Origin of the sequence: Emticicia sp. CRIBPO, from assembly GCF_009905725.1 — a bacterium.
GTDB lineage: Bacteria > Bacteroidota > Bacteroidia > Cytophagales > Spirosomataceae > Leadbetterella.
The window spans coordinates 52,051-75,804 of the sequence record NZ_JAAAKV010000018.1; the positions used below are offsets into that span (position 1 = coordinate 52,051).

Genomic DNA, 23,754 nt, shown 5'->3' on the forward strand with positions numbered 1-23,754 from the left:
ACCGCGAACTGTAACCAGCAATACTTCATATCCCGATTACCTTTCCCCTTCATGGTTTCAGAAGGCTGTGCGTATCTACCGAAACCACGAGGTTGCCCGCAACCTCAAAACTCCCTACAGCCTACAGCCTATTGCTTACTCCCTACAGCTTACTGCTTAACGCCTCCTCCTTTTTCCTTCCTCCTTTCTCCGGCCCAACCAACCTGTTCTTCACCCAATTCCTCACCGGCTCTTCGAACAACAGATTGATAAAATAACTCAGCACCAGCAGGATCACAAAGGTCTTCCAGAATTTCACGTTTAAAGAATCCTCATGAAAATACCTCGCATACAGATAAAGATACACCGGCAACTGGAAAAGGAATATCGTATAGCTGATCTCGCCCAGCTTTCTGCAGATCCAGGTGTTGTACAGGTCAAGTAACAAAGACCGGAAAGAAGCCACCCCTAAAATCATCAGGGCAAAAACAGGTACGATGTAGATTGTCCTGTACCACGAACTCACCTTAAACTTCATCGTCAGGATCAGCAGGGCGGAATAGACAACGATCGTGAAGGCGTACTGAAAGAGCTTTTTATATTTTATCCGGCTGAGAAACGCCTCAAATGCAGGTTTGTAATGAGCCACCAGCAGCCCGAATATGAAGAAGACATGATACATCAGCAGCAGGTACCAGTTGTATTCACGCGTCAGCGGCCGCTCTACGAAATAGAAAAAGAAGGGGGAAAGCAAAAAGAAAACCCTGAAAACCCTGTGGTCAATAAGGTAAAACAAAAACGGGCAGAGAAGATAAAAGATCAGCTCAACCGACAGCGACCAGCTCGTGCCGTTGATCATCTTCGGTTCGGTAATGATTTTTCCGTCGTACCAGCTGTTCGTCAGCGTAAAATTAGACAGCCATTCTATCGTTGACAGGTTGATGTCGCCGTATCTCCGCGTACCCAAAACCGCCATCACAATGAACGACAACAGGTAAACAGGATAGATCCGGGCGAACCTCAACAGCCAGAAAGTCGATATTTTGGGGAAGGTATAACTCGTGAATTTCTTTTTGTTAGAGACATAAAGCACATAGCCGGACAACATAAAAAAGTACAGCACCGCCAGGCCCCCGTAGTGGAAGACTTCGTGGTGAGGAATATAGTTGAGTGGGAAGATGATGGTTTCGCCGTCAAATCCGAAGTGGCTGACCACCACGATAAAACAAGCGATAAAACGGGTAAAAGTGAGTTGCTGATCTTTCATCTGGAATTTAAAGTCTTTGGGTTGTTGTTAAGAATAGTTCCGCGAAAAAATACACAGTCCGACAACCTCCGGGAGGATGTCAAAAGGTGGTTACCAACGGGTAAAACGGAATAAGAATCAATATTTGAAGCACGCAGGTCAGCTCTTTGCCGGCATGTTCAAACGAGGCGATTTTGTACAATTATCCATGGATTCAAAAAGTGATTTTTTAATTAACGTCTTGTTAGTTTTTATGGATCCGCCGCATTTCCCTTCCGGGTGCAGTTCACCATGTTGGTAAAGATAAAGAAAAATTGCACAAAAACAAGTCTGATTTATTGTTTTTTTGATGTGTAAGAGTTATGAATTACATTTTGTGTGGGTGTTGGCAAATAAGTAGAATAATGGCATCTATACCTTTTTGAGAGCTATTGTTTTTTTAGTTATTGACTTAAATTTAAATCTTTGCCTGTTTTTAGTTTGTAATGAACTTAATAGGATATCAAAATGCCTCTTTAGTTGTTTGCGAATTGCAGGAGAATTTAGTCCTGGTTTAGATTCATTTTTAGAATTTTTGTAGACTTCCTTTGACGCTTTGAATGCATAAGCTAAAAAATTCCGTTTCCCAAGATGAGTGTATTTTTCAAATAATTGTGCTTTCCATATTTTTTCAGATTCCTTATTGTTGTAGGCCATGGAGACAGTTTTTATTATGCGAGATTTCATTTTTCTATAGTACCTTGAAAGGCTACTAGACCGAATTAACACGTCCTGGCCATTAAACTCAAAGCCAAGATATTGAAGGGGTTTATAAAAGTGTTTTTCATTAGTATAGTCTATCGTTTTGATGTTTTTTTCTCTTTTTTTCTTTTTATTAAATCCTCTGATCACACCTTTGGAGTTTGCTTTAAATTCAATTATTTCAACTTTCTTATCTTGAATAGTTAAGAGACAATCATTCTTTATCTTTTCAATAATAAACGTTTCTAGTTCCTCAGCCTTTGAACTTTCACAAACTAATAAAATATCGTCACAATATCTTCTATAGAGAAATCCTTCACTCTGAGATTTTCTGTGGAACTCTCTATCAAAGTCAAGTAAGTAGATGTTTGAAAGTACCGCACTCATACCGGAACCTTGAGGGATGCCGATTGGCCTGTTTTTATTTTCTCCTTTGTTAACAGTTATTAATTTGTCATCTCTTAGTCGGCTGTATTTCTCGAAGTCTGCCTTACCGGGGATCAAGTCTAGAAGCGTCTTTACAGATTTGTTCTCCTTGGGATTATTATATTTCCTGAGAAGACTCGATTTATTTACATAAGAATATTTAGTTAGGGCTTTATATAACTTATAATGATCCTCTGGAATTTGAGTACCTCCCATTACTTTGTTCCATTTTTCTTTAAGGATTAAATGATCAATATTGTCAAAATATCCTTTTATATCCAACGCAATTGCCGTGCAATTACCCCTCTTTTTAACATCGTCAAATACTTCTTTCGAGAATTGTATATTACATTTTCCCCCAAGATCCGAACGATAGGCTAATACACACTCATCAAAATTCTTGCTGGAAATGTATTCTTGATATTTCTTATTAAGTACATGGGCATAAAAACTAAAAATAAGACTGTCAGTGTGTGAAGCGAAGCATATGGGGCGGATTTTTGTTTCTAAGTTGTAAGAGTTATCAGATTCTTGATATTTATATCGAGGAGTTTTTATGAGAATTTTTAAAAAGGGGCGAAAACTCCACCACGTTTCTTTCTTATGTTCCTTATGATGCGTTTTTAGTTGATTTTTCAAAAGAGCTTTTAACTCTTCTTTTCTTTTTGGAAACCAAATCCTTAAGTCAAAATGGGTGTAGCCCTTCTTCTTATACTTTTTTTTAATTTCTCTGCCGGCTTTATCTTTTATAACAGTATAGTTAGCTTCCTCTAATTCCGACCACTCTTGCCAGTTTTTCTCAAATTCATCATTTTCATTTAGTAGCATAGAATATAAGTTTTTAATGGGACACCGTCTGGAAAGCAATACCAAATCATAACTAAACCAGACGGTGTGCACTTTTTAAATTGCCTGGGCTGAAAGTCTACCCCTAAACTTTGAGGATTTAACCTCTACAGCACCTATCCACCCATGGCCAATCAAACCAACAATGTATGTTGGGATGTGGCACTTCAGATTGTAATAACAACCTTTTCAAGATTACCGCTAGGATGATTGGATCCTAGTTTCGTTTTCCTTGAAACCTTAAGACTTTTCAGCCCCTCGGGCATTCCAAATTTCTTTGGAGGGGATTCTTAACATTAGAAGGATGAAAGCAGTACCTACATTATGCAATCTTGTTCAGCTGTTACTCTTTACGGTAGCAGCTGCTACGAGCACTTGCACTCCCGATATTCTTACCAGCATTGCTGCTGTGTTGGAAATATCAGTTCGTTTCGGTAACTTTAACATTCTACCATCGGCCTGACACCTATGCATGTTCGTTTCGTCTATAATTGTGCCATTTGCTTTTGCTGTCATTATGGCAGGTTAATTATTGTGAATTTGAAGGATAATCATGTTAGAGCCTGTCAAAATGGGAAAAAGCATCGTGTTTATGCCTGATATCGGAAGTGTATGTAAATATGTCATGAATTAGCATGGCTTTCTAAAAATATCCCCTCACCCCCTTGACAAATCCCCCAATCTCTCCTACATTTATCCGGTTTTAAAATATTGAATCACAACCAGATAAAAAACATGATCAGAAACTCCACCTCCACCGGACATGTCATCAATGTCGCCAATTTCGAAACCCTCATCGCTTTCTGTGTAAGCAATAAAGATGTGTACCAACCCGGCAATGCCCTCATCTCCCTCAACGCCCTCAGGGACAAAGCAAAACAGGCCCGCGAAATCCTCGTAGAATGCAACATAAAACGCACAGCCTACCAGAACGCCGTCGGTGCCCGCATTGAGGCCTTCAAAGAACTGAAGCCCCTCGCCACCAGGATCATCAGTGGCTTGTCGGTCTCCGGCGTCAGCTCCCAGACCATGGAAGGAGCCCGCAGCATCAACCGCCGCATTCAGGGAAAACGCCTCAAGACCCGCAAACTCGCCGAAGAACAAGGCCTGAAAACCATCTCCGGCTCACAACTCAGCTACGACACCCGCATCAGCAACCTCGACAGTTTAATCCAGTTTGTCAGCTCACATCCGGAATACCAGCCCAACGAGCCATTCATGAAACCCGACGGCCTGAGACAGTTTTCTAAAGAACTGAAAGCCCTCTACGACGCTGTCGGAGCCTCCGAGAACCCCTGGTTCTCTGCCCGCGTAGCCCGTGATAAGATACTGTACAGCCCGGAAGACGGCCTCGTTCGCCTGGCCACTATGGTGAAAGACTACCTCAGGTCAGTCTTCGGAGCCGCCGACCCTGCCTTCGCTGAGATCAACCACCTCCAGTTCCGGACCCTGATGCATTAAGCTCAGATGTCCCTGCCGATACCAGGAAACACCCGCCACGAGAGCAGAACATGTTAACCCGAGTGAGGAAACTACCGACATGAGTGAGGAATCTGCTAACCCGAGTGAAGAAACTACCGACCCGAGTGAAGAACATAGTAACATGAGTGAAGAATATAGTAACACGAGTGAAGAACCTGCTAACCGGAGTGAGAAAACTACCGACACGAGTGAAGAACATAATAACCAGAGTGAGGGAACTACCGACATGAGTAAAGAACATACTAACCTGAGAGAGGGAACTACCGACACGAGTGAAGAACATACTAACCTTAGAGAGGGAACTACTGACATGAGTGAAGAACATATTAACCGGAGTGAGGAAACTACCGACAAGAGTGAAGAATATACTAACCTGATAGAGGGAACTATCGACACGAATGAAGAACATACCAACCGGAGTGAGGGAACTACCGACCCGAGAGTCAGACTAACGGACATCTTTCTCAATACCCCGAAAGTAAAACATAATAATGCAGGCTACCCGCAAAAAACAACCCGCCGCTGCTTCATTTCTGACAACGTAAAACATAAAACAACCTGAATATCTGACAATAGTACCTCTGACAAACACATATCAGCCACCGGGGTTTTAATATCCTGAAGAGCAAAGAACAAATGTCCCAACGAAATAATACAAAAGACCGAAAACAGACTGCCTAGGGCTGATGACTCCTCCATGTTTTGACATGTGACAACAAATATTCCATCCGTGCAGAACAGAAAGCTAACAGCTGTTCAGTACCCAAGCTTCGGCTCCACCCACAATGCCGTCAGCACCACCATAATCACCACCAACCACACCCAATCCGGCACCTCTGAGGTAATGGTCCCGGTGGCATTACCTGAACTGCCCGTTTCAAGTTCTGCATGGGCCAGCACGGTTTCTTCTATCTGTTTCGCACGGGCTGCAGGGCCATCTTCCACATACACTTCAAGAGAATCCTGGAAAGGTTGCCAGCCTGTTTGACTGAAACGGTAATCTGTACCATAGTTTAAGGCATTTACGGCCGACTTTTTCAATGAAACCGTGTCGTTTTCGAGATGGAGTTTTTCAGCAGAAGCAGCCGGCTGATTGACACGGAAACTTGTCCGCACATCTTTCAGCACGGGGCCATCCAGCACCACGTTGTTGTCAAAGGCAGGAGTGAGATTTTGCAGAATACCCGCCCATATTTTGTTATAAGTTACACTGTCGCCGCTCAGTTTTAGCGAAAAAGTCTCGTTAAGGAGGCTTACACCCACTTTTCCGGCAGTTTTCTGCACGGCTACCGGGTATCCGGCCACATTTTTCTGGTTGAGGTGCGGCTCTATCTGGTAGGGGAGTGTGGTGAGCTCTTTGCCTACCGCCACAGACTCCTCATTCGATATCTTTTTCGCTTTCCATCTGGTGCCCAGGGCCAGGTTAATCGCATTCAGGTCACGTCCCGGTTCGGTCAGTCCTGAAAAGAACACACTTTTGCCCTCCGACACCGCCTTTTTTACCTGGCTATTGGTAGCATTGCCCGCGTCAGTGATGATGAGATCCGGTACAAAAGCCCCGGCCGATTTATTAATCGAAGTTCTGTTTAAGGTATTTTTAGCCACCTGGGTGCTCATTTCGACACGATACCCCTGGTGTCCGAGCCATTCGGCAAGCGTTTTACTTTCAAAATCGGGGTTGTCGAGCAGGAAAAGAACAGACAGCGGAGGCCGGTTGACGGTATAAAAACGTACCTGCTGAAGTTCCTTCTCATGCAGTTCAAGTTCGGCGGTAGTTCTGCCCACCGAAAAAGCCGGGAAACTCAGTCTGAAAGCATTAAACCCTTTTTTTAGCATCACACTATCGAGCACCTTTCCGGCATACTTTATTTTCAGGGTGCCTGCTTCGCTGAGGTCCATTTTACCCGAAACTTCCTGCACGTCACCCCGCCTCAGCACTGTTTTCCACCGCACATCCTGCAGCTGGTCCGGTTCATAATAAGGCAGCCACGTCACCTGCTGACTGCTCAGGCGGCTGATGATTTCGGGGTCGGATTCCTGCCCCAGGAAATAGAAACTTCCCGCATGAACAGCCCCCTTATTGCTTTTTCTTTTAAACTCAGCATAAGACATGCTCGCCGGAATAGCCAGGCTGTCTTTCATCTTACTCACGACCGCCGACGGTACCTCATCGCTCACCACCAGCAGCTTATCAGACCCCGCAGAGCTCGTCCAGGTAGGCTGGATGGCAAACAGCAGGAGGATCACCCACAGCAGAACATTCAGGAACAGCTTCACCCTCACCTGGGCTTTACTCAGGTTTTTGCGGGTCAGTATGGCCCGGAGCTGCACCGCCAGTAACAACAGCAACGCGATGAAAACAAGCCAGTTGTAGCCCGAAAGAAATGAAAGTATAACAGTGTTTAAGTACATCTATTGAAGGTTTTTCCAGAAAGCTTTTTCCAGTCTTTTTTCACTTGAATATGATTTGCCGGGAAGATTGCCTGGCAATCCCGTCCCGGTCAAAGCATACATTTTGGTTTTTAATTCCGATTGCTCGTCTTCCGATAAGCTTTTATCATTGATGATTTTTTGCAACAACGTCAGCACCGACCAGCTCGACAGGCTGCTGTTGACTGCCTTATGGCTCAGATAAGTCCCCAGCGTGAGCACTTTTTGTTTCTGAACGGCCCCCAGTTTCTGATTTGCCTGCTGTGTGTCGAGGATCCCCAGGACTTCCGCCACCAGTTTTTCCAGCTGCACTTTCGTCAGTACCTTCTCCACGCTGTATTTGTCGTTGAACTTGGTCAACTCTCCTGTCAGCCTTTTCTCCTTTTCTTTGATCGGCGGCGGATCAAAGCTCGTTTTCTTGACAAAAGTCCGGGCTTTGTGTTGTGCCGATTTCAGAAACTCCAGGGCCTTCTTTTCAAAAGGCAGGGCTTTCTCAGGTTCATACAAACGCAGGTGAAGCTCAGACTGCCACATCTGTTCCAGGGCCATTTTCAGCAGACTCCGGGTCGATTCTTCGTAAAAAGTATTGGCCTCGCCGTCGTCATGGGAGTGCACGTAATCTTCCAGCAGTGCCGCCACAGGATCCTTGTCCTCATTCATGGTTTTGCTTCCGCCGTGCTCATGCTCGTGTTCATGTCCGCCACCCGGTTCAGTGTCGTGCTCCCCTTCATCATGGGCATGCACAAAACCTTTGAGTAAATCGGCTGTACTGTTACTTCCGCCGCCACCGGGAGGCAAAGCCGCCCCGCCACCGATGGAATTCTCAAACTCTTCGCCGAGGTATTGCCCGTAACGCAGACGCAGGGCTTTCTGGTCAAAGCCGATCTCATTGGAAGTGCTGTTGAATTCCTTTTTATCCATCTTCTTCCGCTTCGCAATCAGCTTCTCCGTATCGATAATGATCTGTCGCTGGCTTCTGAAGTATTCCGGCATGATGTTCATCGCCATGGTTGCCAGGTCACCCTCTTCTGTGGCCGAAGTATCCTTATAAACAATGAAATAAGTATCAGATTTGGTGAAATTAGGCTCAGGTCTTTTGTTGTCAACCGCCCCCCAGTAATAGTAAAGCTCATCTCCCGGTGCAAAATTAAGTGCTTTCAGGTCGATGGTTTTAGACACAGACGCCGTTTTGAAGTTGGCCTGCCCCACAGGGAACCGCACTTCCCTGAACTTCACATTCTCTCCCGACCCCCTCGCCAGGGTAGCCACAATAAAGGCCTGACTCACCAGGAAATCATCAGAGATTTTGGCCGAGATCTGTATCGTTTTCGGATCTTTCAGGAAATGATAGCGGTATAATTCTTTTGACGCCGGCTCAATCTTCGGGGCAAGGTCAGGAATGGCCTCGAGGCGGTAGTAATCCGACTGATATACCAGCGAATCTTTCCAGTAAGCTTTTAAGGCATAAAGGCCTGAGTTGAGGAGGTGATCGGAATATTCAAAAGTGCCGTCGTGTAATTTGAAAGGTAATTCTTCGCCGCGGTTATTGCTCAGTTTCATCACCAGTTGCTTGCTGTGATCAAACTTAACCCGCCAACGCAATACCGAACCCGTGATGGCGGAGGCATTTAGCTCATCCGTTTCTTTGGCAGCGATGCCGGTATAAGCCGGGGGATAAATGCCCAGTCTGGCAGAGGCAAATTTCGGCGGTAAAGCCTCATTCACTTTTTTGTCAGGTTGCAGCTCACTGAAAATACTCCCTGTCGCCGATTGTTTTTTGCTGAGCAAAGGATATCCGAAATGCACCGCCAGTGCTGCAGTAAAGGCCAGCAGGTAAATACCCAGCCGGGAGGATAAAACATTGGGGATCTGATGTCCCTGAATCTTGGTGAGCAACCGCTCGAGCTGAAGCTGTTCGGCCAGGTTGGGCTGTTCTACTTCCAGCAGCGGCAGGCTGTATTCTGTATCACCGATGGTGCGGTGGATCAATCTCACGGCTTCCTGTTTTTTATCTTTGAACAAACCCGTCAGGTAAGCTGCTGCGGCAAAAACAGCCAGTCCGGCTACAGCACTCCACACTACCGCAGGGGTAAAGGCAGAGATCAGCAGGAAAGCTGCCGCTCCGCAGAACAAACTCTTCAGCAAAGCTGCCCCATGCAACTGGAAATTAACCCCTGATATGATTTTATTGATCTCTTTCATCTGTTTAAAATTTTTAAGCCAGGAAATGAATATCTTAAAAATTTTAAGACATTCAGGAATTCACCTGAAATTTATTCATTCTTTACGGTGTAATTTGAATTGAATAAATTTTAAGCTCATTTCATGCATTCTTCCTGATAGCTATCCACCGTTCGGTTCCGAGGACAAGGATGAAAACCAATAACAGAGAGGCCGGAAACCATGAGTTCTCTGCTTTGGGTGTATATTTTTTGGTTTTGAATATCGTATTCAGTTGTTTTCTGCTTAAGGGCTGATGATCCGGGTTAAGCTGATAATGCTTCACCAGTACTTCCCCGATCCATTCAGGCAATTCTCCGTTAAAAACCATATCAGAGGTCTGCGGATTGAGATGAAACGGGATATTAACCACATTGGGCTGAATGACTGTTTTGGCAGCGGGCAGCTTGTCTGTTCCCGAAACAATCAACAGGCCGGAGGACGGGAATTTGTCCGGCATGGTATCGGTAAATGTCCAGTCGTATTTCTTTTGAGCTACCGCCGCTTCGTCAATGAGCAGGTCAACCTGGTAAACTTCTTTCAAAGCTTTCAGGGCTGCCGTTATGGTCTGTTTTTCTGTTTTATCCTGATGGCTGATCAACACCTGGATGGCTCCCGAGTGTACAGGTTTACCTTCAGCTGAAGATGGCTGAGCAGTCTGATTGCTTAAAATGCCCGCTTCACTCACCATCAGTTTCTTCTGATCAGATGAGAGGATATAAGGCTGATTACCGGCACCGCTTGTATCTGTAAGCGGATGCAGATTAAATGTATCCGGGACATACACATGAGTACCGTTCATGAGAGTCTTCTGATTAAGAAAGTAAATCTCCGGCTGCTCATGCCCTTTGAGATGATTGGCCTGATACACCTGGTTAATGCCGGACTGCCAGTCGAGCGGCCGGGTATCGTTTTGTGCGGGAATATCCGTCAGGCTTTTGACAGCCTCGCCGTGGCTGTTGAGCCAGAATAGCTTTTCTCCTTTTTTCTGAGCCTCCTCTATTTCAAACCGGAAGTTTTCCACCACCCTTTTGTCCGGCTGTATAAAATGCACTTTTTCCGGAGAAGATTTACCTCCCCAGCCATGGATCAGCGGCTTGCTTAAATAAAATACCAGGATCAGTATCATCAATATCCTTAAGGCTAAGAGCAGCAGGTTGTCCAGTTTAAGTCCCCGCGACTGCTGCATGTTTTTCTCGCTGAGCCATTGTGTAGCGGCCCAGCTCAGCAACTTGCCTTTCTTCTGATGCCAGAAATGCAGGATCAGCGGAATGGCCACGGCCAATGCTCCCCACCACATCAAAGGATTCAGTAGTTCCATCGTCATAGCTTCATTTTCTTTAATGATTCTGAAATCACGCCTGAGATCGGGTCATGCAAAGAAGCCCGCACCAGGTGCACATTAGGAATCCGCAGGGCCTCTTCCAGCTGAGCCAGGTAACTTGCAGAAGCAGTTCTGAACTCTTCTTTGATCGCAGAAGCCTCCAGTTCATATTCTTTCCCGGTTTCGAGGTCCTTAAACCTGTAAAAACCTTCCAGTTTGAAATCAAGTTCTTCTTCACCCAGCACCTGGAAAATCACCACTTCCCGTCTCGGGCTGGCGGTGTTTTTGATCAGTTGCAACCATTCTTCTCCCACCTGCAGAAAATCAGAAGCGATGATAACGAGCTCTTTCTGTTTGGTCTGAAACTCCGGAAACTTAGGGTTTTCGTTTTGCCAGTTGCCCGCTGCTTCGGCTTTCTCCAGGCTGTACAATATCCTTTGAAAAGCACTTTTGCCGTTGGGCACCAGGGTTTGTAATGCCCCGTTTTTGAGGCTGTATAAACTCATCTGGTCACTTTGCCTGTAAGCCAGGTAGGCCAGCGAAGCCAGTAATATTTTGCAATAATGCAGTCTGCTGATGCCTTTTTCCGCATAATTCATAGAGCCTGACAAGTCCAGCACCATCCTCACCTGCAGGTTACTTTCGGTGGCTGATTCCTTCACCAGGTGTTTCCCGGCCCGGGCATACAGTTTCCAGTCGATACGCTTTGGATCATCGCCCGGTTCATAGTGGCGGTACTGTTCGAATTCGGTGCCGACTCCGGAGCGTTTACTGCTGTGAATACCCAGCATAAGCTGTTCACTGACCAGTTTCCCGGCCAGCTGCAGGTTGTTGAGTTTTACCAATTCGGTCGTTAGCGGAGCCATTTTTGTTTGTTGATATTCCCAGAGGGGAAATTGTTTAGATTAATGACCCTAGAGGAGCCAGATTTATATAAAAACCATCATTCATTCACAACATTCGACCCCCGCCCGATGTGATCGCCAGCTTGTGCGGGCCTTCAGGGTCGTAAAATCTTTATGTTGCCTGTTCCATCTATAAACATTTGAATCCTTTGGATTCATTAACCGGATTCTTTTCTCCTTTCCTGACCCCAACGGGGTCAAATGTTTATAGAAAGATTGTTTCATTCATGTCATCCGACCCTGACGGGGTCGCACCTTTCCGTGTTGATGCTTTTCAATAAAACCCGTTCGGATTTGCTATTTTATTTCTTCAACAACTCCCTGATCACATCATCCGTCGTGATGTTCTCTGCTTCAGCTCTGAAATTCAGGGCGATGCGGTGTCTCAGGATAGGGTAGGCCAGGTTTTCAATGTCTTCCGGAATCACCGAGAACCTTTCATTTAACACTGCCCTCGCTTTGGAACACAACACCAGGGCCTGACCGGCTCTCGGACCTGCACCCCAGTCGCACCACTGTTTTACATATTCCGAAGTGGTTTGTGCCGGACGGGTTGATCTTACCAGCTGATTTACTTTTTCGATCAGTTCATCACTGATGTGTACCTGACGGGTCAATTTTTGTAGGTCTATAATGTCTTTGTCAGAAAGCACGGTTTTAATATCAGGTTTGGATGATCCCGTGGTGCTTTTTAACACCTGAAGCTCTTCCGACTCTGAAGGATAACCTAACTTAATGTATAATAAAAACCTGTCGAGCTGGGCTTCAGGCAACGGGTACGTTCCGGCCTGCTCAATCGGGTTTTGGGTAGCGATGATCAGGAAGGGCAGGGGCAGGGCGTAGTTTGTCCCGGCGTAAGTCACCTTATATTCCTGCATGGCTTCCAGCAATGCCGCCTGTGTCTTGGGCGGTGTACGGTTGATCTCATCGGCCAGGACGATGTTAGCAAAGATCGGTCCCTGGTTAAACTTGAAAAACTTCTTGCCTGTTTCGTGGTCTTCTTCCAGGATTTCCGTTCCGACGATGTCTCCCGGCATCAGATCGGGAGTAAACTGCACCCTCTTGAATTTCATGTCCAGGGCGTCAGCGGCGGTTTTGACCATCAGGGTTTTGGCCAGTCCCGGTACACCTTCGAGGAGGCAGTGGCCTCCGGCGAGTAAAGCGATCAGGATTTCGTTGATGGCCTCATGTTGTCCGATGATGACTTTGCCGATTTCTTTTTTCAGGTCCGGTAGCTTAGTTACCAGTGATTTATAGTGTTCTAATGAAGTTTCCAATACTTAAACGGTTAATGCATAATTGATAATATTGACACCAAATTTGGTGTTGTCTTCCGCCAGCCAGCGTTTGTTTCTGAAATCGTAGTCCCATTCGCAGCCATAATCCTTGTTGCTGTATAGCACACCGATTCTTCCGTTGACCAGCACAGCTTTCAGGTAGTCATGAACGAGGTCGTCTCCCCAGCCGTTGAGTTCGAAACTCGTGGTCGGAGGGCCGTCGAAATGAAAAAAACAATTGTATAAAGGATGGCTGTTAGGTATTTTCTGAAGGGCTTTCGGTCCGAAAGTCCGGGCCATTTCCTGTTCAAAGGACCGGGCAAATAAACCGTCGATGTCATGATTGCAATCATCTACAAACACAAATCCGCCATTCTGGACATATTTGTAAAAATGGTCACGCTCCTGACCCGAGAACTCCACCAGTTTGTGTCCGCTTAAATAACAAAAGGGACTTTTAAAGATATCATTGCTGCTCAGCAAGACGACTTTTTCCTTTTCATCAATCGGGATTGTGGTATACTCCACTAAAGAATTGAGGATATTGGAAGGCATCCGCTGATCAGTATCCCAATCTCCTGAGTTGTATTGAATCCGGGTAAAAACGAAAGGTTTCAAACGAAAAATTAATTAGTTATCAAGTATTTAGAAACGAAGTAAGAAGAAATATAGTGCCGGTTGTGAGCCGGCACTTCTGATATTCTTAAACCGCATCTGAAAGTGAGCTGAAAGTAAACTCACGGATTTTCATGGGAGGAACCATGTAACTCTGATCCGACTCAGTACTCACCACCCTTTCCGAAACGCCGAGCGTCTCCAGGTTGTTGAGCATGATGATCGGACTTTCGTTGAAGCGGAAATTTTTGATCGGGTGTTTGATCTTTCCATCTTCAATGTAGAACGTTCCGTCGCGGGTAAGCCCCGTCAGCAACAAAGTCTGGGGATCCACAGGTCTGATGTACCATAATTTGGTCACCAGGATCCCTCTCTTTGTGCTTTTGATCATTTCTTCGAGTGTGGCGGTACCGCCTTCCATGATCATGTTGTTCGGGCCAGGCAAAGGTTTAACGCCTTTTTGTGCCGCCCAGTAACGCGAATAGGAAAGGTTTTTAACCACCCCTTTTTCGATCCATTTGGTTTTGCCCTGGGCTTGTCCGTCGCCTGACCATGGCGAGGCCGGAAGGTCCGGATGCTGAGGATCGGAGTAGAAGGTCACTCTTTCGTCCACGATTTTCTCACCCAGTTTGGTTTTGCCTCCGGGCTTGCTGAAAAACGTACGTCCTTCATCCGCTCCGCGGGCATCCATATCGAAATAAATATTTTCAAGTAAAACCACCGCCGCGGTCGGTTCGAGGATAACGGTGTATTTACCCGGCTCCAATGCTTTGGCACCTTTTGAGCCCAGTGACTTCTGGACTGCGATGCTGGAAGCTTTAGCCGTATCTAATTTGTTGAAATCATTGTAGCCTTTGATGACATATCCCGAGCCTGTTCCGTCATCTGTACGGACAGTCAGCGAAAAATTGACATTGGTATTGGCATAGTAGGCAAACAATCCCTTTGAATTGATCATGGCAGTGTAGCCATTGCGGTTTTCAAGGAATCCCGCTGCCTGCAGGTTCTGACCTTTGGACAGCCCAAGGCTTTTGGCGACTGCATCAGCCCTGCTCTCAGGCGTCATTTTGGCGGTTGATTCGAAATAACCGCTTCCTTTGAGGTAAGTCTGAGGTTCCAGTACACCCATGTATTCGGGGTTTTCAGGAGCCAGCTTGGCCAGCTCTTCGGACCTTCTGACAACTTTTTCGATGGAGGCATCATCAAATTCATCGATGGTGGCTACCCCTACTTTTTTGCCGAATGAGGACTGAACAGATAAGTTCTGGTTGATGAGCAAACCGCTCGTCGACACTTCGTTTCGGGCATAACGCAAATTTCCACGCAGTTCGCCCAGCAGATTGACTTCACATTCATCTGCTTTGGAATATTTTAAAACCTTTTGCAACAAGGCTTTGGCTTCAGCTTCGGTTAATATTACGGACATTGTTTTTGATCATTAATTTTGGATAATAAGACCTGTCTTGGCAAAGTGTGATTTACACTTTACGGGCTGTATTGATGACATTGACACCATTGAAACGTGCTGTCGAGCTTCCGTGTGACACGGCACTTGACTGCATCGGCTGGCCTTTACCATCAAAGAACGAACCGCCCAAACGGTAATCACGCTCATCACAGATTTTGACACATGAATTCCAGAATTCCTGGGTATTCGACTGGTAAGCCACATCTTTCAGCATACCGACTATTTCACCGTCTTTAATCTCATAATACAATTGTCCGCCAAACTGGAAGTTGTAACGCTGCTGGTCAATAGAGAATGAACCGTCACCGATGATATAGATGCCTTTCTTCACATCTTTGATCATTTCGGCCACTGACAACGGCGTTTTACCTGCCGCAAGCGACACGTTGGCCATACGCTGGAATTGTACCGAACTCCAGCTGTCTGCATAGCAGCAGCCATGAGATTCTTTTTCACCAATGATGTGAGCCTGGTCGCGGATCGCCTGGTAATTCACCAGTGTACCGTCTTTCACCAGGTCCCAGCGTTTGGTTTTGACCCCTTCGTCATCCCAGCCTACAGCTCCCAGTGAGCCTACCTGCGTTTTATCTGCAAACAGGGTCACTTCTTTACTGCCGTAATTGAAGTTCTTGGACTGCCATTTGTCCAGTGTCGCGAATGACGTTCCGGCAAAATTGGCTTCATAGCCCAGCACGCGGTCAAGCTCAAGCGGGTGACCTACCGATTCGTGGATGGTCAGCCACAAGTGAGATGGATCCAAAACAAGATCGTATTTTCCGGCTTCCACCGATTTGGCAGTTAGTTTTTCTTTGGCTTGTTTAGAAGCGGCAATCACATCTTCAAGCATATCATATCCTTTATTGTATCTTGTCGTGATACCAGTGATCTTATCTTTCGGATTGGTCTGAAGGTATTCATAACCCATACCTACCGGAGCACTGAGGGTCTGGCGGGTTTCAAACTTACCTGATTTCGGGTCGATGGCCGTCACGGCAAAAATCGGCCAGATGCGGTGAATGTCCTGGTCAATGTATGATCCGTCGGAAGAAGCAAAATACTTCTGTTCGTTGACCATAAATAACACTGAGTTGACATAGTTGGCACCGTTTTTCAGGGCAGCGTCATTCACACCCAGTAATAAATCCACCTTTTCTTTGATAGGCACCTCAAAGGCGTTTTTCTGGATCGGGGCTTTCCATGACACTTCTCCGTAACCTTTCTGAGGGGCCAGGATCACCGGCTCTTTCATGAGTTTGGCGTTGGCTTTGGCAATGGCCACCGCTTCTTCGGCAGCCCTGGCAGTGTCGGCTTCGCTTTTCGCATCAACGATGGCAGCAAAACCCCAGCATCCGTTGGCGATTACCCTCACACCGACCCCATAAGATTCGGTATTGACAATGTTCTGCACCTTGTCTTCACGGGTAACGACAAACTGGTTCAGGTAGCGGCCGATACGCACATCGGTATAGGTAGCTCCTTTGGCTTTGGCGGCATTTAAAGCGGCATCTGCCAGACGCTTTTTGACAGCCACATCAACGCCTGATTCCAAAAGGGCTTCGGCCGAAACCGGCCTGCCGGAAACAGGGAAATTGGGCAACATCATGGCTCCCAAACCTAAGCCGGATAAATGAACAAAATCTCTTCTTTTCAAAGCTTTTTCTGTTTTATAGTGAAATAATAGTTTTAGGAATTACTAAAGAATAAAAATACGGATTTGTATCCATAAAAATATAACCCATGCAGGGGGATTTTTACAAAAATAAAGGTGAAAGAGTATGTTCTTTCACCTTTAAATCTGATTATACTGCATCTGAAAGACTTGAGAACGTAAAGTCCCTGATCTTTAACGGCGGAATGAGACTGCCGTTTACCCTCACAGGAGCACCCATGGCCTCCAGGTTGTTGAGCATGATCACAGGGCTTTCATTAAATCTGAAGTTCTTGATCGGATATTTGATTTGTCCTTTTTCGATGTAGAAAGTTCCGTCACGGGTAAGACCTGTGTACAATAAGGTCTGAGGATCGACCGCCCTGATGTACCAGAAACGGGTAACCAGGATACCTTTCTCTGTCCCTTTGATGAGGTCAGCGAGTGACTGTGTTCCTCCCAGCATGATGAAGCCCTGTGGCGGAGGTACGGCTTTAACGCCTTTTTTCTCAGCCCAGAATCTTGAATAGGTCAGGTTTTTTACCACACCGTTTTCAATCCATGATACTTTTTCCTGAGGACGTCCGTCGCCAGAGAACCCGGCTTTAGGAATTTCAATGTTGGTCGGGTCTGAATAGATATTGACACGCTCGTCAAAAAGTTTTTCTCCCAAGCGTATTCCGCCGCCTTTTTTGCTCAGGAAGCTTCTTCCTTCGTCTGCATTCCTGGCGTCCATGCTTCTCATCATGTTCTGAAGCAGTTCGATAGAGGCCGCAGGTTCAAGAATAACGGTATATTTGCCGGGCTCAAGGGCCTTGGCTGCACTCGAAGCCATGGCTTTCTGCATCGCCACTTCTGTAGACTTCTTGGTGCTTAGTTTCGTCACATCATTATAATCCTGGATTGCATAGCCTGAACCCTGTCCGTCGGCTGTTCTCACCGTGATGGAGAAGTCAACCGAAGTAGATTTATTATAGGCAAAAAGCCCTTTGCTGTTTCCGATGGCGAAGAATCCCGTGGTGTCTTCCAGGTATCCGGCCGCAGTCAGGTTCTTCTTAACACATGGGTCGATGCTGTCGAAAGCCGCTTTAGCTCTGAAATCAGGGTTAATGGCTGCGGTTTTTTCGATATAGGAGTTGGTTTCGGTGTAAGTCTGAGGCCCGAGTATCGGGACATACTCAGGGTTTTCCGGAGCCAGCTTCGCGATTTCTTCTGCTCTTCTTACGGTTTTTTCAAGGGAAGCATCATCAAACTCGTTGATAGTGGCGGTGCCTGAACGCTTGCCGAAAACCGCAGTGACGGACAGGGCGAGGTTGGTTGACTCACCGCTGGTAGAAACTGAATTTCTCGCATAGCGGATATTGCCGGTGCGGTCGCCGTTAAGGCCCACACTCATTTCATCTGCTTTAGAAAATGCCAGAACCTTATCTATGATTTTTTTAGCCTCTTCTTTCGTTAATATAGCCATTGTTGATTACTTTTTTAATTATCCGATTTTTCTACCAGTGTTGATGACATTGACGCCGTTGAAACGGGTCGTTGAACTGCCATGTGAAACGGCACTCACCTGTGAAGGTTGTCCTTTGCCGTCAAAGAATGAACCGAAGGTACGGTAGTCATCTTTGTCACAAATCTGTGCACAGGAATTCCAGAACTCCTGGGTATTAGACTGATAAGCGACGTCATCAATCATTTCGGATATCTGACCGTTTTTGATTTCGTAGAACAACTGGCCTCCGAACTGGAAGTTATAACGCTGCTGGTCAATAGAGTAAGAACCTCTTCCGACAATGTAGATACCTTTTTCAACACCTTTGATCATGTCCTGAACGCTCAGTTTTTCTTTACCCGGCAACAACGAGATGTTCGGCATTCTCTGGAATTGAACAGAGTTCCAGTTGTCAGCATAGCAACAGCCGTGAGAAGCCGTTTCGCCAAGGATATTCACCTGGTCACGGGTAGCCTGATAATTCACAAGGATACCGTCTTTGATGATGTCCCACTGCTTACAAGGCACACCTTCGTCATCATAACCAACGGCACCGAGCGTATGAGGCTGGGTTTTGTCTGCCACGATATTGACTTCCTTACTACCATAATTAAAGGCCTTGGTTTTCCACTTATCCAGGGTAGCAAAGCTGGTTCCTGCATAGTTGGCTTCATAACCCAGTACCCTGTCCAGCTCAGTAGGGTGTCCTACCGACTCGTGGATGGTCAGACCCAGGTGGTTAGGATCAAGTACCAGGTCATATTTACCGGCTTGTACCGATTTGGCGGTCAGTTTTTCTTTGGCTTGTTTCGCCGCGAAAATCACGTCTTCCACCATATCATAAGAGTTGCGGTAGCCTACCAGCCCGTTGGGTCCGGCAATTTTTTCGCTGGCCAGGCCGTCAAGGTATTCATAGCCCATACCCATCGGTGAACTGATGGCGTCACGGGTTTTGAATTTACCGGCGGCTTTATCTATAGCCGTTACAGTGAAAGTCGGCCAGATGCGGTGTACGTCCTGGTCTATATAAGAGCCGTCTGTTGAGGCGAAATATTTCTGTTCGTTAACAAAAAACATATTGGAAGTCACAAAACCTGCTCCGTTTTTAAGAGCTTCGCTGTTGACTTTCAAAAGCAGGTCGATCTTATCCTGTACAGGGATTTCGAACGCATTTTTTTTGATCGGGGTGTTCCATACTACTTCTCCCACACCTTTCTGCGGAGCTAACACCACAGGTTCGGTCTGGATTTTGGAATTGGCTTTGGCGATCGCTACTGCGGTTTCAGCACATTTGGCGATTCCGGCGGTGCTTACATCACTGGTGGCAGCAAATCCCCAGGTTCCGTTGACGATCACCCTGATACCCACACCATAAGATTCGGCGTTGACGATGTTCTGGACGTTTTTTTCACGGGTAAATAAGAATTGCTGAAGATACCGGCCAATTCTGACATCAGTATAAGTAGCCCCTTTTGATCTGGCGGCGTTGAGAGCAACGTCAGCCATTTTTTTCTTTTGAGCGGCGTCGGCGGCAGGCTCAAGCAATCTTTCGACTGAAACGCTGTTACCGAGGACGGGAATTGATGCACCCATCATAGCCCCCAGGCCCATACCCGACAATTGGATAAAATCCCTTCTTTTCATGTTTGAGGTCGTTGATTGAAGTTAAAAAATAAATAATAGTTTTACACAAATTTTACCTCGCGGTAATGTGCCGCTAAAATTAGAAAAAAACAGTTAAGTTGGTGTTCCAATCTTATGATTTTTTAAAAATGTGTAGACTATCCCCCGTTTTCGGAAGCTAAAAAGTCATAAGCCCAGCTCCTTTTTTATTTTGGCGGGCAATTTCGAAGATATCAACCTGTAAGAGTCATTTATTGCTTTTTCCCACTCATTCGCAGTCAATCTTTTGATGTCATCTGTATACACCCATTTGTGCCGGGCCAGGTAGGGGGCGGGGATAAAGCCCTCTCTGGCACACCATGACTCAAAATCTTCATCATTTACCTTGAAAGAGGCACTGCAGGGAGTGCCGTCAAGCGAAGCGACCAGGAACATTTTGCCACCGATACAAAAGCATAGGTCATGTTCCCATTTGATATCTTCCGTGACACCATGGAGGGATTTGCACATCGTTTGCAGTTCTTCTAAATTCATAGTACAGTAATATGGGTTGAGTTTAATCAGCTGAAAACATGAATAAAATCATAAAAATGAGCATATTCGCCTGTTAATTTTGCTCAAAAATAAGAAACATTGGAAAATCTCAACTATACCACCGCAGAAGATGCTGTTAATGTCATTAAATCCGGCAACAGAGTCTTTTTACATGGCAGTGCTGCCACACCCATTCATATTATCAAGGCCCTTCAGAACAGACACGAAGAACTCCGCAACGTAGAACTGGTCAGCATCACGAGTCTCGGAGATGTCAATTTCAGTGACTCTAAATATGATAACAGCTTTTATATCAACTCCTTATTTGTGTCAGCCAACACCCGTAAGGCCGTTAACAGCGGTCATGGCGACTATATCCCGATTTTCCTGAGCCAGATTCCTCAGTTGTTCAGAACCACGAATTTCCCGATTGATGTGGCAATTATTCACGTTTCACCTCCTGACAGTCACGGTTATTGCTCTCTGGGGACATCCGTTGATATTGCCAAAGTAGCCATTGAAGTGGCCGGGCATGTTATTGCCCAGGTGAATCCGAAGATGCCGCGTACGCATGGCGACAGTTTTGTGCATGTCAGCCAGATCAACAGCATGGTGTGGCACGAAGCTGAATTGCCGGAGCTGGATTATTCTGCCGGAGCTACCGATGCTATCAAACAGATAGGAAGGAATATTGCAGAGCTGATTGACGACGGAGCTACCCTCCAGCTTGGCATCGGCACCATCCCTGATCAGGTATTGAAAAACCTCACGGGGCATAAAGACCTTGGTTTGCATACAGAGATGCTCTCTGACGGGGTGATCCCTTTGCTGGAAAGTGGTGTGATCAATAATAAGCTGAAGAAACTCAACCGGGGCAAGTCGGTCACGGCATTTATGGCCGGAACACGAAAATTGTATGATTTTGTAGATGATAATCCTTCTGTTGAGGTTCTGAAGATCAATTATGTTAACGATACCAGCATCATCAGGCAAAACCCGAACATGATAGCGATTAACAGTGCCATAGAAATCGACCTGACAGGCCAGGTTTGTGCCGATTCTATCGGTACTTACCAGTATTCAGGCATCGGCGGGCAGATGGATTTTATCCGCGGGGCGTCGCTTTCTGCCGGAGGGAAACCCATCATTGCTTTGCCGTCTGTTACGGCTAAAGGCATTTCACGAATCACTCCTTTTCTGAAGGAAGGTGCCGGAGTGGTTACTACTCGCGGGCATGTCCACTGGATCATCACAGAGTTTGGAACAGTTAATTTATTCGGCCTGAACATGAGACAAAGAGCCAAAGCCCTGATCAGTATTGCCCATCCTGAGCATCGTGGGGCTTTGGAAAAGAGTTTTTACGAGAGGTTTGGAGGCAATTAATGAGTCAATTTTGAATGATTCACTGATTGAATGGATCAGATTTATATGTTTTAAATCTGATCCTGAATTTCTTACCTGATGCATATTTGTAAAATCACACAAAATCTTTAAATAGTAAAATTTTCTTTGTTTACTCCTTTTTAATTCAATTACTTTGCAGGGACTCTATTGAAGTATTACCATGGAACCTGCCTCTGACCAAAATCTTAACCTTGACGAATTATCGCTTTGGAAAGCCTTCAAAGCAGGTGATGAGGTGGCTTTTGCGGAGATCTACCGGCTACATATTCAGGGGCTGCTTAATTACGGTAACAAAATTTCTCCGGACCGTCAACTGATACAGGATACCATCCATGATCTGTTTATTGAGCTTTGGAATAGCCGCCAGCGGTTAAACGATACTACTTCTGTTAAATTCTATCTTTTCAGGGCCTTAAGAAACAAGATTTTCAGGGCCGGTCGACCTGAAATGTCATCAGAAGAGGACATGCTCCAGCTGACTGAGCCCTCCGCAGAATTCCTGATGATGGAAAATGAAATGGAATCCGACCGTATCGACCGCCTGAGAGCTGCTGTGTCCAGGTTATCCAAAAGACAGCAGGAAGCCATCAACCTACGCTATTTTCATGATTTCAGCAATGATGAGGTCGCTTCGATGATGGGCCTTAATTACCAGTCTGCCTGTAAACTGATCTACTCCGGGCTTAAATTCCTCAAAGAAAATATTAAATTATTGATAATTATCCTGCTGTATTTCAGGGAGTTGTAAATTTTTATAAATATTTTCTGAAAATAATGGATTAAAAAGATCTGCTTTTGTCATTTGGTAATAAAGAAACATATTACTGAAATGGCAAAGGACTATTCGACATATGATGTAGAGGATTTCCTGGAAGACGAGTCTTTCAAAAGCTGGGTGCTTACCAAAGCCGGTAACGGACATTGGGAAAAAATTGTCGCTGGGCATCCGCATCAGCACCAGGTCATTTCAGACGCGGCAAAACTGATCCTGGATCTGAAAAAGGCAGAACAAACGCCTGAAGATGCTGAAACAGCCCGGCTTATCTGGAACAACATCAGAAAAGACATCCAGGCTCCGGCCCGAGTTGTGCCTTTCATGCCTAAAGTATTCAGGATTGCGGCTTCGATAGCGGTGATCCTGGGGTGCTGGTTTGGGTACCGGATTTTGAGAACAGACGGAATCTCCGGCAAAATTGTTTCTCAGAGTGAAGCTACACAGACCGTAGAGAAAAATACCAGCGAAAAAGTAAAACAAATCCACCTGGCGGATGGCAGTGTGATCAGCCTTCAACCCAACAGTACATTAAGATACCCCAAAGATTTTAACGAAGAGACCAGGACGGTTTACCTGGAAGGAGAGGCCTTTTTTGACATCGCCAAAAATCCTGAGAAGCCTTTTGTAGTTTTTGCCAATGAAGTGGTGACGAAGGTACTTGGAACAAGTTTCAACATCAAAGCATTTGAACAGGACAAGGATATTACGGTGGCAGTTAAAACAGGCCGGGTGTCTGTTTTGTCCAAAAATGAATTCGATCAGTCGCGTGATCAGCAAAACCAGACTTTGTCCGGACTCATACTGACACCCAACCAGAAAGCGGTGTATCTTAAAAATGAAGAACAGTTGAAGAAAACGCTGGTGGAGCAACCGTCACTGATTACCACATCAACTGCAAAATCGTATGATTTTAACTTTGAAAACAAACCTGTGAACGAGGTATTCGATATCCTGTCGAAAGCTTACGGCGTTGAGATCATTTACGACGAAGACATTTTCAGAAGTTGCTCGCTTACCGTTGGCCTGGAAGACGAAGAACTTTTTGAAAAACTGAAAATCATTTGTAAAACCATCAATGCCTCTTACCAGGTGATCGATACCAAGGTGCTGATTTCAGGTAAGGGTTGTAAATTCTGAGTATTTAACCCCAAAGTTTCTGATATGAAGTAAAACAGGACCAAAAAAAAGTCGGCAATGCTCGCAACATTACCGACTTTCCCGGTCAGCAATCCCTCGCAAGGATTTCCGGGTTTGATTTGCCAATTGAGATTATTAACTAACAAAACAATTCAAAACTATGAAAAAAGATCGACAATTAGTCA

At 45.7% G+C, this 23,754-nt stretch carries 18 protein-coding genes; 5 read left to right on the forward strand and 13 right to left on the reverse strand.

Features of this window, described 5'->3' with window-relative positions; genetic code table 11:
• Positions 1-142: 142 nt before the first annotated feature.
• Positions 143-1,246: an acyltransferase gene (locus GVN16_RS25155; protein ID WP_166566741.1), complete on the reverse strand. Its 1,104-nt coding sequence runs from the start codon at positions 1,244-1,246 to the stop codon at positions 143-145.
• A gap of 390 nt (positions 1,247-1,636) precedes the next feature.
• Positions 1,637-3,220, reverse strand: coding sequence for an antiviral reverse transcriptase Drt2 (gene drt2, locus GVN16_RS25160; protein WP_166566742.1), 1,584 nt, complete (start codon positions 3,218-3,220; stop codon positions 1,637-1,639).
• A 753-nt stretch (positions 3,221-3,973) separates the two neighbouring features.
• Between drt2 and GVN16_RS25165 the strand changes: the two genes are divergently transcribed.
• Together GVN16_RS25165 and GVN16_RS25170 are read left to right on the forward strand one after the other, a co-directional pair.
• Entirely contained in the window at positions 3,974-4,699 is a 726-nt protein-coding gene (locus GVN16_RS25165) for a hypothetical protein (RefSeq protein WP_166566743.1), read from the forward strand.
• 79 nt (positions 4,700-4,778) lie between these two features.
• The gene (locus GVN16_RS25170) at positions 4,779-5,282 is read left to right on the forward strand and encodes a hypothetical protein (protein ID WP_166566744.1); all 504 of its coding nucleotides are present in this window, start codon (positions 4,779-4,781) and stop codon (positions 5,280-5,282) included.
• Positions 5,283-5,476: 194 nt separating this feature from the next.
• Here GVN16_RS25170 and GVN16_RS25175 read toward each other — a convergent pair whose 3' ends face one another.
• The 11 genes from GVN16_RS25175 to GVN16_RS25225 form a co-directional block, all read right to left on the reverse strand.
• Positions 5,477-7,132, reverse strand: coding sequence for a hypothetical protein (locus GVN16_RS25175; RefSeq protein WP_166566745.1), 1,656 nt, complete (start codon positions 7,130-7,132; stop codon positions 5,477-5,479).
• Positions 7,133-9,352: a DUF4175 family protein gene (locus GVN16_RS25180; RefSeq protein ID WP_166566746.1), complete on the reverse strand. Its 2,220-nt coding sequence runs from the start codon at positions 9,350-9,352 to the stop codon at positions 7,133-7,135.
• Positions 9,353-9,473: 121 nt separating this feature from the next.
• Complete coding sequence (locus GVN16_RS25185; protein WP_166566747.1) at positions 9,474-10,697, reverse strand: BatA domain-containing protein; 1,224 nt, start codon at positions 10,695-10,697, stop codon at positions 9,474-9,476.
• Complete coding sequence (locus GVN16_RS25190) at positions 10,694-11,560, reverse strand: DUF58 domain-containing protein (protein WP_166566748.1); 867 nt, start codon at positions 11,558-11,560, stop codon at positions 10,694-10,696. Before GVN16_RS25190 ends, GVN16_RS25185 begins: the two co-directional genes overlap by 4 nt.
• A 341-nt stretch (positions 11,561-11,901) precedes the next feature.
• Positions 11,902-12,876, reverse strand: coding sequence for a MoxR family ATPase (locus GVN16_RS25195; RefSeq protein WP_166566749.1), 975 nt, complete (start codon positions 12,874-12,876; stop codon positions 11,902-11,904).
• A gap of 3 nt (positions 12,877-12,879) precedes the next feature.
• A complete protein-coding gene (locus GVN16_RS25200; RefSeq protein WP_166566750.1) occupies positions 12,880-13,494 on the reverse strand; it encodes a DUF4159 domain-containing protein in 615 nt (204 codons plus the stop codon).
• A gap of 85 nt (positions 13,495-13,579) precedes the next feature.
• The gene (locus GVN16_RS25205; protein WP_166566751.1) at positions 13,580-14,917 is read right to left on the reverse strand and encodes a TldD/PmbA family protein; all 1,338 of its coding nucleotides are present in this window, start codon (positions 14,915-14,917) and stop codon (positions 13,580-13,582) included.
• 52 nt (positions 14,918-14,969) lie between these two features.
• Positions 14,970-16,610, reverse strand: a complete 1,641-nt coding sequence (locus tag GVN16_RS25210) for a TldD/PmbA family protein (RefSeq protein WP_166566752.1) — start codon at positions 16,608-16,610, stop codon at positions 14,970-14,972.
• Positions 16,611-16,758: 148 nt separating this feature from the next.
• Positions 16,759-18,075 (reverse strand): TldD/PmbA family protein, encoded by a 1,317-nt coding sequence (locus GVN16_RS25215; RefSeq protein WP_166566753.1) that lies wholly within the window; start codon positions 18,073-18,075, stop codon positions 16,759-16,761.
• Between the two features lie 18 nt (positions 18,076-18,093).
• Positions 18,094-19,740 carry a TldD/PmbA family protein gene (locus tag GVN16_RS25220; RefSeq protein ID WP_166566754.1) on the reverse strand — a complete coding sequence of 549 codons (1,647 nt, stop codon included), beginning with the start codon at positions 19,738-19,740 and terminating at the stop codon, positions 18,094-18,096.
• A 165-nt stretch (positions 19,741-19,905) separates the two neighbouring features.
• Positions 19,906-20,253, reverse strand: a complete 348-nt coding sequence (locus GVN16_RS25225; RefSeq protein WP_166566755.1) for an MmcQ/YjbR family DNA-binding protein — start codon at positions 20,251-20,253, stop codon at positions 19,906-19,908.
• A 99-nt stretch (positions 20,254-20,352) separates the two neighbouring features.
• Between GVN16_RS25225 and GVN16_RS25230 the strand changes: the two genes are divergently transcribed.
• The 3 genes from GVN16_RS25230 (at position 20,353) to GVN16_RS25240 (ending at position 23,569) form a co-directional block, all read left to right on the forward strand.
• Complete coding sequence (locus GVN16_RS25230) at positions 20,353-21,636, forward strand: acetyl-CoA hydrolase/transferase family protein (protein ID WP_166566756.1); 1,284 nt, start codon at positions 20,353-20,355, stop codon at positions 21,634-21,636.
• A 181-nt stretch (positions 21,637-21,817) separates the two neighbouring features.
• Positions 21,818-22,405: an RNA polymerase sigma factor gene (locus GVN16_RS25235; protein WP_166566757.1), complete on the forward strand. Its 588-nt coding sequence runs from the start codon at positions 21,818-21,820 to the stop codon at positions 22,403-22,405.
• 81 nt (positions 22,406-22,486) lie between these two features.
• Complete coding sequence (locus tag GVN16_RS25240; protein ID WP_166566758.1) at positions 22,487-23,569, forward strand: FecR family protein; 1,083 nt, start codon at positions 22,487-22,489, stop codon at positions 23,567-23,569.
• The last annotated feature ends 185 nt before the right edge of the window (positions 23,570-23,754 follow it).

What these genes read in the sequence shown, in the direction of transcription:
- GVN16_RS25240 (WP_166566758.1), top strand. Translation starts at nt 22,487, where the DNA reads ATGGCAAAGGACTATTCGACATATGATGTAGAGGATTTCCTGGAAGAC.
- GVN16_RS25190 (WP_166566748.1), bottom strand. Translation starts at nt 11,560, where the DNA reads ATGGCTCCGCTAACGACCGAATTGGTAAAACTCAACAACCTGCAGCTG.
- GVN16_RS25185 (WP_166566747.1), bottom strand. Translation starts at nt 10,697, where the DNA reads ATGACGATGGAACTACTGAATCCTTTGATGTGGTGGGGAGCATTGGCC.
- GVN16_RS25155 (WP_166566741.1), bottom strand. Translation starts at nt 1,246, where the DNA reads ATGAAAGATCAGCAACTCACTTTTACCCGTTTTATCGCTTGTTTTATC.
- GVN16_RS25235 (WP_166566757.1), top strand. Translation starts at nt 21,818, where the DNA reads ATGGAACCTGCCTCTGACCAAAATCTTAACCTTGACGAATTATCGCTT.
- GVN16_RS25175 (WP_166566745.1), bottom strand. Translation starts at nt 7,132, where the DNA reads ATGTACTTAAACACTGTTATACTTTCATTTCTTTCGGGCTACAACTGG.
- GVN16_RS25165 (WP_166566743.1), top strand. Translation starts at nt 3,974, where the DNA reads ATGATCAGAAACTCCACCTCCACCGGACATGTCATCAATGTCGCCAAT.
- GVN16_RS25180 (WP_166566746.1), bottom strand. Translation starts at nt 9,352, where the DNA reads ATGAAAGAGATCAATAAAATCATATCAGGGGTTAATTTCCAGTTGCAT.
- drt2 (WP_166566742.1), bottom strand. Translation starts at nt 3,220, where the DNA reads ATGCTACTAAATGAAAATGATGAATTTGAGAAAAACTGGCAAGAGTGG.
- GVN16_RS25225 (WP_166566755.1), bottom strand. Translation starts at nt 20,253, where the DNA reads ATGAATTTAGAAGAACTGCAAACGATGTGCAAATCCCTCCATGGTGTC.
- GVN16_RS25215 (WP_166566753.1), bottom strand. Translation starts at nt 18,075, where the DNA reads ATGGCTATATTAACGAAAGAAGAGGCTAAAAAAATCATAGATAAGGTT.
- GVN16_RS25220 (WP_166566754.1), bottom strand. Translation starts at nt 19,740, where the DNA reads ATGAAAAGAAGGGATTTTATCCAATTGTCGGGTATGGGCCTGGGGGCT.
- GVN16_RS25205 (WP_166566751.1), bottom strand. Translation starts at nt 14,917, where the DNA reads ATGTCCGTAATATTAACCGAAGCTGAAGCCAAAGCCTTGTTGCAAAAG.
- GVN16_RS25170 (WP_166566744.1), top strand. Translation starts at nt 4,779, where the DNA reads ATGAGTGAGGAATCTGCTAACCCGAGTGAAGAAACTACCGACCCGAGT.